The sequence below is a fragment of the Burkholderia sp. Bp9099 genome, assembly GCF_003857805.1.
In the GTDB taxonomy this organism is placed as follows: Bacteria; Pseudomonadota; Gammaproteobacteria; order Burkholderiales; family Burkholderiaceae; genus Burkholderia.
This window is the reverse complement of sequence record NZ_QTPU01000015.1, coordinates 96,661-111,309: the sequence shown is the minus strand read 5'-3', so window position 1 is coordinate 111,309 and position 14,649 is coordinate 96,661. Positions and strand designations below refer to the sequence as shown.

Below are 14,649 nucleotides of genomic sequence, written 5' to 3'. Positions count from 1 at the left end.
CTTTATGGCGACGCGCGCCGGACGGGCCGGTCGCCGACGGGTCGCAGGCCGGTTCGCCGGGCGGGCGAACGGTCGCGAACGCAGGCGAGCGGGCGAACACGGCGCGCGGATTGTCGTGAGACGTCGATAATATCCGGATCACGTGGCGCGCCTTGGTAAAATTGCGGCCATGAGCGGCGGCCGGCCTGGCGCCGGCGCCGCCCCCGATCCCCTTTTGCCGCCAAGGCACCCCGTCATGAAACAGGACAGCCGTTTCCCGAATCTCTTCATCACCGATCACCCGCTGATCCAGCACAAGCTGACCCACATGCGCGACAAGGACACGTCGACGCGCACGTTCCGCGAACTGCTGCGCGAGATCACGCTGCTGATGGGCTACGAGATCACCCGCAACCTGCCGATCACGACCAAGCGGGTCGAAACCCCGCTGGTGGCGGTCGACGCGCCGGTGATCGCGGGCAAGAAGCTCGCGATCGTGCCCGTGCTGCGCGCCGGCATCGGGATGTCGGACGGCCTGCTCGACCTGGTGCCGTCCGCGCGCGTCGGCCACATCGGCGTGTACCGCGCGGAAGATCACCGCCCGGTCGAATACCTGGTGCGCCTGCCCGATCTCGAGGATCGCATCTTCATCCTGTGCGACCCGATGGTCGCGACCGGCTATTCGGCCGTGCACGCGGTCGACGTGCTCAAGCGCCGCAACGTGCCGGCCGCGAACATCATGTTCGTCGCGCTGGTCGCCGCGCCCGAGGGCGTGCAGGTGTTCCAGGACGCGCACCCGGACGTGAAGCTGTTCGTCGCGTCGCTCGACTCGCACCTGAACGAGCATGCGTACATCGTGCCGGGCCTGGGCGACGCGGGCGACCGCCTGTTCGGCACCAAGAACTGACATACGACGACGCCGGGCCGCGCGGCCCGGCACGCCGCAACGGCCCGCCCGGCCGTTCGGCCATGCGCGGCGGCCCCGAAGCGACGGTCGCCGCGTGATAAAATCACGTTCCACTCGACACGCGCGGCCCCGCGGCTTCATGCCCGCCCAGACGGCCGCCGATTCAACGACACATTGGCACAATCGCCCGCGCAGCGCGCCCGGGCACGGAGAAAGGTATGGCTGGTCATTCGAAATGGGCCAACATCAAGCATAAGAAGGCAGCAGCCGACGCGAAGCGCGGCAAGATCTGGACCCGACTGATCAAGGAAATCCAGGTCGCGGCCCGCCTCGGCGGCGGCGACGCGAGTTCGAACCCGCGCCTGCGTCTCGCGGTCGACAAGGCGGCCGACGCGAACATGCCGAAGGACAACGTCAAGCGCGCGATCGACCGCGGCGTCGGCGGCGCGGACGGCGCGAACTACGAAGAAATCCGTTATGAAGGCTACGGCATCAGCGGCGCGGCGATCATCGTCGACACGCTGACCGACAACCGCACCCGCACGGTCGCGGAAGTCCGTCACGCATTCTCGAAGTTCGGCGGCAACATGGGCACCGACGGTTCGGTCGCGTTCATGTTCGATCACGTCGGCCAGTTCCTGTTCGCGCCCGGCACGTCGGAAGACGCGCTGATGGAAGCGGCGCTCGAAGCCGGCGCGGACGACGTCAGCACGAACGACGACGGCTCGATCGAAGTGCTGTGCGACTGGCAGGCGTTCTCGGCAGTGAAGGACGCGCTCGAAGCCGCGGGCTTCAAGGCCGAACTCGCCGAAGTGACGATGAAGCCGCAGAACGAAGTCGAATTTACCGGCGACGATGCGGCGAAGATGCAGAAGCTCCTGGACGCGCTCGAGAACCTCGACGACGTGCAGGAGGTGTATACGAACGCCGTCATCGTCGAGGAATGAGATGCCGGCCGCCGTGCGCAGCGTTGCGACGGCGGCCCGACCGATTTCGCGGCCGGCGCGCCTGAGCGTGCCGGCCGCCCTGTTTTCTAGTCTGCGGGGAATCCCATGAAACTACTCGTCGTCGGTTCCGGCGGTCGCGAACATGCACTGGCGTGGAAGCTCGCGCAGTCGCCGCGCGTCCAGATGGTCTACGTCGCGCCCGGCAATGGCGGCACGGCGCAGGACGAGCGTCTGAAGAACGTCGACATCACGTCGCTCGACGCGCTGGCCGATTTCGCGGAAAGCGAAGGCGTCGCGTTCACGCTCGTCGGGCCGGAAGCGCCGCTCGCGGCCGGCATCGTCAACCTGTTCCGCGCGCGCGGCCTCAAGGTATTCGGCCCGACCCGCGAAGCCGCGCAACTCGAAAGCTCGAAGGATTTCGCGAAGGCGTTCATGAAGCGCCACGGCATCCCGACCGCCGACTACGAAACCTTCTCCGACGCGGCCGCCGCGCACGCGTACCTCGACGCGAAAGGCGCGCCGATCGTCGTGAAGGCCGACGGCCTCGCGGCCGGCAAGGGCGTCGTCGTCGCGATGACGCTGGAAGAAGCGCATGCCGCGGTCGACATGATGCTGTCGGGCAACAAGCTGGGCGACGCCGGCGCGCGCGTCGTGATCGAGGAATTCCTCGATGGCGAGGAAGCGAGCTTCATCGTGATGGTCGACGGCAAGCACGCGCTGGCGCTGGCTTCGAGCCAGGACCACAAACGCCTGCTCGACGAGGACCGCGGCCCGAACACGGGCGGCATGGGCGCCTACTCGCCCGCGCCGATCGTCACGCCGCAGATGCACGCACGCGTGATGCGCGAAATCATCATGCCGACGGTGCGCGGGATGGAGAAGGACGGCATCCGCTTCACGGGCTTCCTGTATGCGGGCCTGATGATCGACAAGGAAGGCAATCCGCGCACGCTGGAATTCAACTGCCGGATGGGCGACCCCGAGACGCAGCCGATCATGGCCCGCCTGAAGAGCGATTTCTCGAAGGTCGTCGAACAGGCGATCGCGGGCACGCTCGACACGGTCGAGCTCGACTGGGACCGCCGCACCGCGCTCGGCGTCGTGCTGGCCGCGCACGGCTATCCGGACGCGCCGCGCAAGGGCGACCGCATCAACGGGATCCCGGCCGAGACCGAGCAGGCCGTGACGTTCCATGCGGGCACGACGCTCGACGGCGACAAGCTGACGACGTCCGGCGGCCGTGTGCTGTGCGTGGTCGGCCTCGCCGATTCGGTGCGCGAAGCGCAGCAGCATGCGTACGACACGATCAACCAGATCAATTTCGAAGGCATGCAGTACCGCCGCGACATCGGCTTCCGCGCGCTGAATCGCAAGAGCACGTAACACCCTGACCGCCGCTTTGCCGTCGCAAACGGCGGCCTCCTCTGCCGGGGTTCGATAGAATGCCCGGCAGATGCCTTTTTTACGGCCCCCGCTTCGCGCGGGGGCAGCCAGTCCAGACATGACCGATTCGACCTACGACGTGGCGCGCGTGCGCACGTATCTCCAGGGCCTGCAGACACGCATCGCCGACGCGCTCGGCGCGCTCGACGGCACGCCGCTCGCGACCGACGCGTGGCAGCGCGGGCCCGAGGAACGCCTGCGCGGCGGCGGCTGCACGCGGATTCTCGAAGGCGGCCGCGTGTTCGAGCGCGCGGGGATCGGTTTTTCCGACGTCGCCGGCGATGCGCTGCCGCCGTCGGCGAGCGCCGCGCGCCCGCAGCTGGCCGGCCGCGGCTTCGAGGCGCTCGGCGTGTCGCTCGTGCTGCATCCGCGCAACCCGTACTGCCCGACCGTGCACATGAACGTGCGGATGCTGATCGCGACGAAGCCCGGCGAGGCGCCGATCTTCTGGTTCGGCGGCGGCATGGATCTGACACCGGTTTATCCGTTCGAGGACGACGCGCGGCATTTCCACCAGACCTGCAAGGACGCGCTCGATCCGTTCGGCGCCGAGCTCTACCCGCGCTTCAAGACGTGGTGCGACGAGTATTTCTTCCTGAAGCACCGCAACGAGACGCGCGGCATCGGCGGGATCTTCTTCGACGATTTCTCCGAGCCCGGATTCGAACGCTCGTTTGAGATGATGCAAAGCGTCGGCGACGCGTTCCTGAACGCGTACCTGCCGATCGTCGAATGCCGTGTCGCGCTGCCGTACGGCGAGCGCGAACGCGACTTCCAGGCTTACCGGCGCGGCCGCTACGTCGAATTCAACCTCGTGTTCGACCGCGGCACGCTGTTCGGGCTGCAAAGCGGCGGCCGGACCGAGTCGATCCTGATGTCGATGCCGCCGGTCGCGCACTGGCGTTACGACTGGCAGCCCGAGCCGGGCTCGCCGGAAGCGCGCCTGAGCGAGTTCCTCGTGCCGCGCGACTGGGTCTGAGCCCGCCGCGCCCCGCCGCCTCAAGAACAGGACACGTTTTTCTGGACACCACCACCCGCCCCGCCCCGCAGCCGCTGTCACGTCGTATCGGCCTGCTGGGCGGCACGTTCGACCCGATCCACGACGGCCACCTCGCGCTCGCGCGCCGGTTCGCCGACGTGCTCGGCCTGACCGAACTCGCGCTGCTGCCCGCCGGGCAGCCGTACCAGAAGCGCGACGTGTCGGCCGCCGAACATCGGCTCGCGATGACCCGCGCCGCTGCCGGCTCGCTGTCGCTGCCCGGCGTGACGGTCACCGTCGCGACCGACGAGATCGAGCACGCGGGGCCGACCTATACGGTCGAGACGCTCGCACGCTGGCGCGAGCGGATCGGCCCCGATGCGTCGCTGGCGCTGCTGATCGGCGCCGACCAGCTGGTGCGGCTCGACACGTGGCGCGACTGGCGCAAGCTGTTCGACTACGCGCACGTGTGCGCGTCGACGCGCCCGGGCTTCGACCTCGGCGCGGCGCCGCCGGACGTCGCGCAGGAAATCGCGCGGCGGCAGGCCGGTGCCGACGTGCTGAAAGCGACGCCGGCCGGCCACCTGCTGATCGACACGACGCTGGCGTTCGATATCGCCGCAACCGACATCCGCGCACACCTGCGCGAATGCATCGCGCGTCACGCGCAAATGCCCGATGCGTCGGCCGAGCATGTGCCGGCCGCCGTCTGGGCCTATATTCTTCAACATCGTCTCTACCATTCCTGATTCCATGGATATCCGCAAACTGCAGCGCGTGATCGTCGACGCTCTCGAAGACATCAAGGCGCAAGACATCAAGGTGTTCAACACCAGCCACCTGACCGAACTGTTCGACCGCGTGATCGTCGCGTCGGGCACGTCGAACCGCCAGACCAAGGCGCTCGCGTCGAGCGTGCGCGACAAGGTCAAGGAAGCCGGCGGCGACATCGTCAGCTCCGAGGGCGAAGACACCGGCGAATGGGTGCTGGTCGACTGCGGCGACGCGATCGTGCACATCCTGCAACCGGCGCTGCGCCAGTACTACAACCTCGAGGAAATCTGGGGCGACAAGCCCGTGCGGATGAAGCTCGGCGGCGGCAAGGGTCCGAACGGTCTCGCTACCGCCAGCGAAGAAGAGGACGACGAGGAAGAAGCGCCCGCACGCCCGGCGCGCAAGACGGCTGCCCGCCGCCGCTGAGCCGCAGCGAGTCGTCCCGATGAAGCTTTTCATCCTCGCGGTCGGCCACAAGATGCCCGGCTGGATCGCGTCCGGCTTCGACGAATACACGAAGCGGATGCCGCCCGAGCTGCGCATCGAACTGCGCGAGATCAAGCCCGAACTGCGTTCGGGCGGCCGCAGCGCGGAAAGCGTGATGGCGGCCGAGCGGCAGAAGATCGAGGCCGCGCTGCCGAAGGGCGCGCGCATCGTCGCGCTCGACGAGCGCGGCCGCGACTGGACCACCATGCAGCTCGCGCAGGCGCTGCCCGGCTGGCAGCAGGACGGCCGTGACGTCGCGTTCGTGATCGGCGGTGCCGACGGGCTCGATCCGGAACTCAAGGCGCGCGCCGACCTGCTGCTGCGCATCTCGAGCATGACGCTGCCGCACGGGATGGTGCGCGTGCTGCTCGCCGAACAGCTTTACCGCGCGTGGAGCATCACGCAGAATCACCCCTACCATCGCGCATGACGTGCCGTCCTCGGGACGCGCGCCGCGCGCGCTCAACGAGATAACGACACCATGCCGTCCAGCACGCCCCCTGCCCTTTTCCCGACCCTTTACCTCGCTTCGCAAAGCCCGCGCCGCCAGGAGCTGCTGCAGCAGATCGGCGTGCGCTTCGAATTGCTGCTGCCGCGCCCCGACGAGGACGCGGAGGCGCTCGAAGCCGAGCTGCCCGGCGAAGCCGCCGATGCGTACGTGCAGCGCGTGACCGTCGCGAAGGCGGAGGCCGCGCGGGCGCGTCTCGTCGCCAGCGGCAAGCCAGCCGCGCCGGTGCTGGTTGCGGACACCACGGTGACCATCGACGGCGCGATCCTCGGCAAGCCGGCCGATGCCGACGACGCGCTCGCGATGCTGACACGCCTCGCAGGCCGCGAACACGAGGTGCTGACCGCCGTCGCGGTGGTCGGCGCCGACGGCGAACTGCTGCCGCCCGCGCTGTCGCGCTCGTCGGTGCGCTTTTCGGCCGCGCCGCGCGACGCCTTCGAGCGCTACGTCGACACCCGCGAACCGTTCGGCAAGGCGGGCGCCTACGCGATCCAGGGACGCGCGGCCGAATTCATCGAGCGAATCGACGGTTCCCATTCGGGTATCATGGGTCTGCCCCTTTTTGAGACTGCCGCGTTGCTGCGCACCGCGCGCGTCGCCTTCTGAATCGCACCATGAACGAAGAAATCCTGATCAACCTCACGCCGCAGGAAACGCGGGTCGCACTCGTCCAGCAAGGCGCGGTGCAGGAGCTTCACGTCGAGCGCACGCTGTCGCGCGGGCGGGTCGGCAACATCTACCTCGGCAAGGTCGTGCGCGTGCTGCCCGGCATGCAGTCGGCGTTCATCGACATCGGTCTCGAGCGCGCGGCGTTCCTGCACGTCGCCGACATCTGGCATCCGCGCCTCGCGGGCGAGCCGCAGTCGGGCGCGCCGCACCAGCCGATCGAGAAGACCGTGTTCGAAGGCCAGACGCTGATGGTCCAGGTGATCAAGGATCCGATCGGCACGAAGGGCGCCCGACTGTCGACGCAGGTCAGCATCGCGGGCCGCACGCTCGTCTACCTGCCGCAGGAGCCGCACATCGGCATCTCGCAGAAGATCGAGAGCGAGGCCGAGCGCGAGGCCGTGCGTGCGCGGCTGACCGCCGTGATCCCGTCGGACGAGAAAGGCGGCTACATCGTGCGCACGATCGCCGAGGACGCGACCTCCGACGAACTGGCCGGCGACGTCGCCTACCTGCGCAAGACCTGGACGACCATCGTGGCCCAGGCGCAGCGGCTGCCGGCGACGAGCCTGCTGTACCAGGATCTCGATCTCGCGCAGCGCGTGCTGCGCGATTTCGCGAACGACGACACGACGCGCATCCAGGTCGATTCGCGCGAGACGTACCAGCGCCTCGCGGAATTCGCGAACGAATTCACGCCGGCGGTGAGCCCGAAGCTGCATCACTACACCGGCGAGCGGCCGCTGTTCGACCTGTACAACATCGAGACGGAGATCCAGCGCGCGCTGTCGCGCCGCGTCGACCTGAAGTCGGGCGGCTACCTGATGATCGACCAGACCGAGGCGATGACGACGATCGACGTGAACACCGGCGGCTACGTCGGCGCGCGCAACTTCGACGACACGATCTTCAAGACCAACCTCGAGGCCGCGCATACGATCGCGCGGCAGCTGCGGCTGCGCAACCTCGGCGGGATCATCATCATCGACTTCATCGACATGGAGAACGCCGAGCATCGCGACGCGGTGCTGTCCGAGTTGAAGAAGGCGCTGTCGCGCGACCGCACGCGCGTGACGGTCAACGGCTTCTCGCAGCTCGGGCTCGTCGAGATGACGCGCAAGCGCACGCGCGAATCGCTCGCGCACGTGCTATGCGAGCCGTGCCCGACCTGCCAGGGCAAGGGCCAGGTGAAGACGTCGCGCACGGTGTGCTACGACATCCTGCGCGAGATCCTGCGCGAGTCGCGCCAGTTCAATCCGCGCGAATTCCGCGTGATCGCCGCGCAACAGGTGATCGACCTGTTCCTCGACGAGGAGTCGCAGCATCTCGCGATGCTGATCGACTTCATCGGCAAGCCGGTGTCGCTGCAGGTCGAGTCGAACCTGAGCCAGGAACAGTACGATATCGTGCTGATGTAAGGTCATGCGCGGCGATCTCCGAATCGGGAGATCGCCCCCACCCTTGCCGCGGGCATCGAGCACAAATATCAGTTGGCACGCCGAGCTTCGAGGGCTCGGGCAACGTAAGCGCCCGCTGGCGAGCGAAGCACGGCCGCTTGATTTCAACTTTGGTCACTGAGCATTTGACGCACCGCAGCAGTGTCACTATAATTCGCGCCGCGGGGTGGAGCAGTCTGGCAGCTCGTCGGGCTCATAACCCGAAGGTCATAGGTTCAAATCCTATCCCCGCAACCAAACATCGAAGCCCGCTTTGCGACAGCAAGCGGGCTTTTTGCATTTCGCCGATTCGCTGGTTCGTATCGCTCGACTCGAAGCCGCCGGCCCTGGCAAAGCCGAAGACGCTCGCCATCCCTGTATCATTCGGTCACGCGTGCAATCAGCCGCCGGCCGAGCCGCACCGCGAAAGCCAAGTCGATCGATTGTTCAACGATGGTTTTCTGATCGGCCGCGCGACAGCACGATATCGCGACGACGCAACGCTCGCCCCTTTCGCGACCGGCCGGACCGCGCGGCACGTCGGGACAGTGCCCGCAGCGGCCGCCGCGCTATCCTTTCCCACCTCACATTCACTCACCACACACCATGAGCCAACGCCACAACCGCCGCCAGCGCAAGAAACTCCACATCGCCGAGTTCCAGGAACTCGCGTTCAACGCGGCCGCGCAATACCGCAACGAGCTGTCCGACCTCGAACGTGGCCAGCTGATCGATGCATTCATCGATTTCGTCGAAGCGAACGGGCTGCTGACCGTCGCCTCCGCTGACGAAGGGATCGGCGCCTACGTGATCTCCGGCGCGCCGCGCGGCACGACCACCGACGCCGACCGCGAGAACGTGCGGGCGTGGCTGGCCGCACGTCCGGAGCTGACCGACGTCCGGGTCAGCGAATTCACCGACGCGTGGTATCCGGACGCCTGACGCTCCGTTTTCTCCCTGCTTCATGCAGCGCCCGCGCCTGCCCGCCACGACGGCGGCGGGCCGGGGCGGCACCCGTGTGAGCCGCCCCTCATCCGCCGGCCTTCCCCGTCGCCCGACTGCGACGCGACGGCCGCCGATCCCTACCTTTCCCCGACAGTCCGCCTCCAGCAAGCCATCGAAATCGGCCCTGAAAGGAAGACACGTTAAACTCTCACCTCGCGTGGTGCGCCGCCCGCACCCGCCATCCATCGCCAGCCGCGCGCCTCCGGGCCCGGCCCCCGACCCATGGAGTGAGTGTCAATGAGCGGCGGATTTCCGTTTCCCGCATCCCGCATGTCGTTCCCGTCCTCGACGGTCTTCCTCGTTCTCGCCGCCGCGCTGCTGTCCGGCTGCGGGCTGCTGCCGACGCAGAATCCGCCCGCGCCGATCAGCGAAGCGCTCGTCGAGCCCGTCGAGGAAACCGCCGGCGAACCGCTGACGATGCCGCCCGTGCCGGCGCCGACGCAGCCGGAAGCGCCGGAAGCACCGAAGAAACCGCACCGCGAAGTGACGCGGCCGAAACCCGTGCAGCGCCCCGAAACACCGACGCCTCCGCCACCACCGCCCGCCCCGATCGTCGCGACGCGCCCGCTCGACCGCACGCAGATCCATGCGCTGCTCGACAGCGAGGTCGCGCGCCGCAACGGCAAGGTGATCGGCCGCGCGGTCGACATGGTGGCCGACGCGAGCGGCAAGCCGCGCGAGATGATCGTCAACCTGCAGGGCTTCATGGGTGTCGGCGACCGCAAGGTCATCTTCCCGTGGAACGTGTTCCGCTTCACGCCGGGCGGCAAACAGGAGCCGATCGTGCTCGACGTGCCGTCGGGCGACCTGCCTCCGGCCGCGCGGCCGAAGGCCGTGCCGCTGTCGGGTTCGGCCGCGGCGTCGCCCGCGACGCGACTGCCGATGCTCGACAGCGATGTCGAGCGCCCGAACGGCACGAAGATCGGCCGCATCGTCGACGTGCTGATCGACCGCGCCGCGCAGCCGCAGGCGGTCGTGCTCGACCTCGGCGGGCTCGTCAACACCGACCGCCGCTCGATCGCCGCGAGCTGGGGCGCGCTGCGCTTCGTCACGCGCGACAAGGCGCTGCATCCGCAGCTCGACCTGAACGATGCGCAGATCAAGGCGTCGCCGCCCTACGCGGCCGACAAGCCGATCATCGCGGTCTTCCCGCCCGTTGCCCCGGCACCGGTGCCGGCTTCGTCTGCGAGTGCCACCCGATGACGATCAAGCATTCCGTCAGCGTGCGCAGTCTGCGGTCCCTCGACTGGCTCAACTTTTTCGTTGCAAACGTTCAAACCGGGTTCGGTCCGTTCATCGCGTCCTACCTCGCGTCGCACAAGTGGACGCAGGGCGAGATCGGCATGGTGCTGTCGATCGGCACGATCAGCGCGATGGTCAGCCAGGTGCCGGGCGGCGCGGCCGTCGATGCGCTGAAGAACAAGAAAGGCGCGGCCGCGTGGGCGATCGCGGCCATCATCCTGTCCGCGGTGCTGCTCGCGTCGAGCCCGACGATCGTGCCGGTGATCGCGGCCGAGGTGTTCCACGGCTTCGCGAGCTGCATGCTCGTGCCGGCGATGGCCGCGATCTCGTTCTCGCTGGTCGGCCGTGCCGATCTCGGCGACCGGCTCGGCCGCAACGCACGCTGGGCGTCGATCGGCAGCGCGGTCGCGGCGGGCCTGATGGGGCTCACCGGCGAGTATTTCTCCGCGCGCGCGGTGTTCTGGCTGACCGCCGTGCTGGCGTTGCCCGCGCTGTTCGCGCTCGCGATGATCCAGCCGACCCACGAAGTGATCCCGCAATCGTCGAAACCCGACGATCACGACGAAGGCGAGCACCGCGAGACACTGCTCGAACTGCTGCGCGATCGCCGGATGCTGATCTTCGCGGCGTGCGTCGTGCTGTTCCACCTGTCGAACGCGGCGATGCTCAACCTCGCGGCCGGCGAAGTGACGGCCGGGATGGGCGAGAACGTGCAGCTCGTGATCGCCGCGTGCATCATCGTGCCGCAGGCGATCGTCGCGATGCTGTCGCCGTGGGTCGGCCGTTCCTCGCAACGCTGGGGACGCCGGCCGATCCTGCTGCTCGGCTTCTCCGCGCTGCCGGTGCGCGCGCTGCTGTTCGCCGGCGTGAGCAGCCCGTACCTGCTCGTGCCGGTGCAGATGCTCGACGGCATCAGCGCGGCCGTGTTCGGCGTGATGCTGCCGCTGATCGCGGCCGACGTCGCGGGCGGCAAGGGCCGCTACAACCTGTGCATCGGGCTGTTCGGGCTCGCGGCCGGGATCGGCGCGACGCTCAGCACGGCCGTGGCCGGCTATGTCGCCGATCACTTCGGCAATGCGATCAGCTTCTTCGGGCTCGCCGCTGCTGGCGCGCTCGCGGTCCTGCTCGTCTGGCTCGCGATGCCCGAAACGCGCGTCGAGAACGGCGACGCACCCGAGGGCACGCCGGCCGCCGCCTCGTCCGAACAGGCGCACTGACACACGCACCGCCGCCCCGCTTCTTGGCCGACACGATGGATACGATCAGGACCCTCAACGAAGCCCGCCAACAGATCCAGCAGTCGATCTTCGATCTGTTCAAGGGGCTGACTTTCGGCGAACGCCTCACGCAAGGCGCGCTGATGGCGCTGCAGGCCGTGTGCGGCGCGTGCCTCGCATACGCGATCGGCCGCGCGTTGCACACCGAGCAGGCCGTGTGGGCGGCGATCACCGCGATCGCCGTCACGCAGCACAACTATTCGGACACGATGTCGCTGTCGCGCGACCAGTTCATCGGCGCGATGATCGGCGGCGTGGTCGGCTTCGCGGGGGCCGCGCTCGGCGGCGATCGCCTCGTCGCCTATGCGATCGCGGTCGCGATCACGATCGTCGGCTGCTGGTGCCTGAACGTCGGCAGCGCGGCGCGTCTCGGCGGCGTCACCGCGACGATCGTGCTGCTGTTTCCGGGTAACGGCCCGCTGTGGGACATTCCGCTGATGCGGCTCGGGGAAGTCGCGCTCGGCACCGTTTGCGCGCTGGCGGTGTGCTGGGCAATGTCGCGGATCGAGCGACGCTGGTTCCGCCGGGCGGCGAAGTCGGACCAGGACAAGTGACGCGGTTGCCGGGACGCACGCCCCGGCAACCGGATGAAGCGATGAGCGGCGGCAGGTGTGGCCGGTGTTACGGACCGACCCGCAGCACGATGCCCGAGCCGATCTGCACGAGCAGATAGTCGCCGCCGACGCCGACCCAGTGATAGCCGCGCGGCGGCGGGCTCAGCCGATAGCCGCGCCAGTCGTCGACCACGTACTGGCGATCGCGGAATTCGTCCGGGAGCCGGTCGCCCTTGTGCCAGTCGCGGCGCGGCTGGTCGGCCCAGCGCGGCGGTACGTCGTCGTCGCGATGCATCGCCTGGCCGGGCGGCATGTGCTTCGGGCCGTGGCCGCGGTGCATGCCGTGATTGCCGTGGTCACCGTGGTTGTCGTCGTTGCCGTGCCCCTGCGCCATCGCGACCGGCGCGGCGAAACTCGCCGCAACCAGCGCGGCCAGCATCATCCCGTGCATCTTCCTCATCGTCCTTCCCTCCGTGTTGTCACGTCGAACCGGAAACAACTGGACTTGCCCGATCAAGACTAGCACACGGGTGCGACCCGACTTTGTGTCACGCCGCCTGCTGCTGGTACTGGATCCGGTGCAGGTGCGCGTACAGCCCGCCGTGGCGCAGAAGTTCTTCGTGGCTGCCCTCTTCGACGATCTTGCCGGCTTCGAGCACGAGGATCCGGTCCGCGCGCTCGATCGTCGACAGCCGGTGCGCGATCACGAGCGTCGTGCGCCCTTCCATCAACCGCTCGAGCGCGGCCTGCACGTGACGCTCGGATTCCGAATCGAGCGCGGAAGTCGCCTCGTCGAGGATCAGGATCGGCGCGTCCTTGTAGATCGCGCGCGCGATCGCGAGCCGCTGCCGCTGACCGCCCGACAGTCGCATCCCGTTGCCGCCGACCAGCGTGTCGAGCCCGTCGGGCATCGCGGCGACCGCGTCGGCGAGGTTCGCGGCCTCGAGCGCCGCCTGCACGCGTGCGCGGTCGGGCGTCTGCCCGTACGCGACGTTCGCGGCGATCGTGTCGTTGAACAGCACGACGTCCTGGCTGACCATCGCCATCTGGCCGCGCAGCGCGTGGATGTCGTAGTCGGCCACCGGCACGCCGTCGACCAGGATCGCGCCGCCAGTCGGATCGAAGAAGCGCGGCAGCAGGTTCACGAGGGTCGTCTTGCCGCTGCCGGACGGCCCCGCGAGCGCGATCATCTCGCCCGGCGCGACCTTGAACGAAATGCGGTCGAGCGTCGGCCGCTCGGAGGCGCCGTAGTCGAACGACACGTCGCGGAATTCGATCTCGCCGCGCGCGTGCGCGAGCGCCCGGCCGCCGCCCTGCGGCTCGGCGGGCTCGTCGATCAGCCCGAAGATCAGCTCGGCGGCCGTCATCCCGCGCTGCAGCGGCTGGTTGACATCGATCAGGTGCTTGAGCGGCGAAATCACCAGCAGCATCGACGTGACGAACGCGACGAAACCGCCGACCGTCGTCTGGTCGTTGGTCGACTGCACGACCGCGATCGTGATCACGACCGCGAGCGCGATCGACGCGAGGAACTGCGTCAGCGGCTGCGCGAGCCCGCCCGAGATCGTCATGCGCATCGCGTAGCCGCGCAGGCGCTTGCTCATCGTCGTGAAGCGGTCCATCTCGTACGCTTCGCCGTTGTGCACCTTGACGACCTTGTAGCCGCCGACCGTCTCCTCGACGATGTACGACAGCTCGTTGGTCAGCGTCTGGTGCTCGCGGTTCAGGCGGCGCAGGCGGCGGTTGATCTTGCTGACGAGCCAGCCGATGCCCGGCAGGATCACCGCGACGATCAGCGTGAGCCGCCAGTTCAGGTAGAACAGGTAGCCGAGCAGGAACACCACGGTCAGCGAGTCGCGCACGAGCGTGACCATCACGCCGGTCAGCACCGACAGGATCTGGTTGACCTCGAACACGATCGCGTTGATCACCGTGCTCGCGGTCTCGCGCTGGAAGAACGACGCGCCGGTGTGGAGCATCCGCTGGAACATCTCGAGCCGCAGTTGCAGCAGGATGCGGTTCGATACGTAGTTGAGCAGGTAATTCGACGTGTACTGCGACACGCCGCGCACGAGCGCGAGGCCGATCACCGCGATCGGCACGTACCATTTCGCGCTGTCGCTGCCGTGCGAGCCGAAGCCGTGGTCGAGCAGCGGCTTGAGCAGCGCCGGGATCCCGGCTTCCGTGGCCGCGACGACGCCCATCGTCATCACGGCGAGCAGCACGATGCCGATGAGCGGCCGGATGTACGGCCACAGGCGCTTGAGGACCGTGAGCGGCGAGGTACCGGTGCCGTCCATCGGTTTGCGAAGAGTGTTCTGGGTTTCCAAGGCAATCCTTCTTGAGCCGCGACGCGGCGCCCGGGGCGTGACTGCCCGGAATTCGCCCCGTCCGGCGGGTGCCGAAAAAGGCCCAACATTATAGCTGGACCGCCCCCGCCGGCATG

Annotated in this window: 15 protein-coding genes and 1 tRNA gene; 14 read left to right on the top strand and 2 right to left on the bottom strand. The window is 68.2% G+C overall.

Annotated features, from left to right (window positions below; all coding sequences use genetic code 11):
- Positions 1-235 precede the first annotated feature (235 nt).
- The 14 genes from upp to DIE17_RS19140 all read left to right on the top strand — a co-directional run bounded on the left by upp (position 236) and on the right by DIE17_RS19140 (position 12,203).
- The gene (gene upp, locus DIE17_RS19205) at positions 236-886 is read left to right on the top strand and encodes a uracil phosphoribosyltransferase (RefSeq protein WP_006478229.1); all 651 of its coding nucleotides are present in this window, start codon (positions 236-238) and stop codon (positions 884-886) included.
- A 218-nt stretch (positions 887-1,104) separates the two neighbouring features.
- Positions 1,105-1,833, top strand: coding sequence for a YebC/PmpR family DNA-binding transcriptional regulator (locus DIE17_RS19200; protein WP_044844700.1), 729 nt, complete (start codon positions 1,105-1,107; stop codon positions 1,831-1,833).
- Positions 1,834-1,938: 105 nt separating this feature from the next.
- A complete protein-coding gene (gene purD / locus DIE17_RS19195; RefSeq protein ID WP_124487212.1) occupies positions 1,939-3,216 on the top strand; it encodes a phosphoribosylamine--glycine ligase in 1,278 nt (425 codons plus the stop codon).
- Positions 3,217-3,334: 118 nt separating this feature from the next.
- Positions 3,335-4,255, top strand: a complete 921-nt coding sequence (gene hemF / locus DIE17_RS19190) for an oxygen-dependent coproporphyrinogen oxidase (RefSeq protein WP_124487211.1) — start codon at positions 3,335-3,337, stop codon at positions 4,253-4,255.
- A 41-nt stretch (positions 4,256-4,296) separates the two neighbouring features.
- The gene (locus DIE17_RS19185) at positions 4,297-5,004 is read left to right on the top strand and encodes a nicotinate-nucleotide adenylyltransferase (RefSeq protein WP_082088490.1); all 708 of its coding nucleotides are present in this window, start codon (positions 4,297-4,299) and stop codon (positions 5,002-5,004) included.
- Between the two features lie 4 nt (positions 5,005-5,008).
- Positions 5,009-5,455, top strand: a complete 447-nt coding sequence (rsfS, locus tag DIE17_RS19180) for a ribosome silencing factor (protein WP_044844704.1) — start codon at positions 5,009-5,011, stop codon at positions 5,453-5,455.
- 19 nt (positions 5,456-5,474) lie between these two features.
- Positions 5,475-5,945: a 23S rRNA (pseudouridine(1915)-N(3))-methyltransferase RlmH gene (rlmH, locus tag DIE17_RS19175; protein WP_044844705.1), complete on the top strand. Its 471-nt coding sequence runs from the start codon at positions 5,475-5,477 to the stop codon at positions 5,943-5,945.
- A gap of 51 nt (positions 5,946-5,996) precedes the next feature.
- Positions 5,997-6,629 (top strand): Maf family protein, encoded by a 633-nt coding sequence (locus DIE17_RS19170; protein ID WP_124487210.1) that lies wholly within the window; start codon positions 5,997-5,999, stop codon positions 6,627-6,629.
- An 8-nt stretch (positions 6,630-6,637) separates the two neighbouring features.
- The gene (gene rng, locus DIE17_RS19165; RefSeq protein ID WP_124487209.1) at positions 6,638-8,107 is read left to right on the top strand and encodes a ribonuclease G; all 1,470 of its coding nucleotides are present in this window, start codon (positions 6,638-6,640) and stop codon (positions 8,105-8,107) included.
- A 199-nt stretch (positions 8,108-8,306) separates the two neighbouring features.
- Positions 8,307-8,383: transfer RNA gene (locus DIE17_RS19160), tRNA-Met, on the top strand.
- 348 nt (positions 8,384-8,731) lie between these two features.
- Positions 8,732-9,067: a YggL family protein gene (locus DIE17_RS19155; RefSeq protein ID WP_044844709.1), complete on the top strand. Its 336-nt coding sequence runs from the start codon at positions 8,732-8,734 to the stop codon at positions 9,065-9,067.
- 300 nt (positions 9,068-9,367) lie between these two features.
- Positions 9,368-10,333: a PRC-barrel domain-containing protein gene (locus DIE17_RS19150; protein ID WP_124487208.1), complete on the top strand. Its 966-nt coding sequence runs from the start codon at positions 9,368-9,370 to the stop codon at positions 10,331-10,333.
- Positions 10,330-11,589 carry an MFS transporter gene (locus DIE17_RS19145; protein ID WP_124487207.1) on the top strand — a complete coding sequence of 420 codons (1,260 nt, stop codon included), beginning with the start codon at positions 10,330-10,332 and terminating at the stop codon, positions 11,587-11,589. The genes DIE17_RS19150 and DIE17_RS19145 overlap by 4 nt, the downstream gene beginning before the upstream one ends.
- Before the next feature lie 35 nt (positions 11,590-11,624).
- Entirely contained in the window at positions 11,625-12,203 is a 579-nt protein-coding gene (locus DIE17_RS19140) for an aromatic acid exporter family protein (RefSeq protein WP_044844713.1), read from the top strand.
- Between the two features lie 67 nt (positions 12,204-12,270).
- On the opposite strand, the gene DIE17_RS19135 is transcribed toward DIE17_RS19140, so the two are convergent.
- Both DIE17_RS19135 and msbA read right to left on the bottom strand, forming a co-directional pair.
- On the bottom strand, positions 12,271-12,663 hold the full coding sequence (locus DIE17_RS19135) for an RcnB family protein (RefSeq protein ID WP_124487206.1): 393 nt from the start codon (positions 12,661-12,663) through the stop codon (positions 12,271-12,273).
- Between the two features lie 88 nt (positions 12,664-12,751).
- Positions 12,752-14,503, bottom strand: a complete 1,752-nt coding sequence (gene msbA / locus DIE17_RS19130; protein WP_260426288.1) for a lipid A export permease/ATP-binding protein MsbA — start codon at positions 14,501-14,503, stop codon at positions 12,752-12,754.
- Between the last annotated feature and the right edge of the window lie 146 nt (positions 14,504-14,649).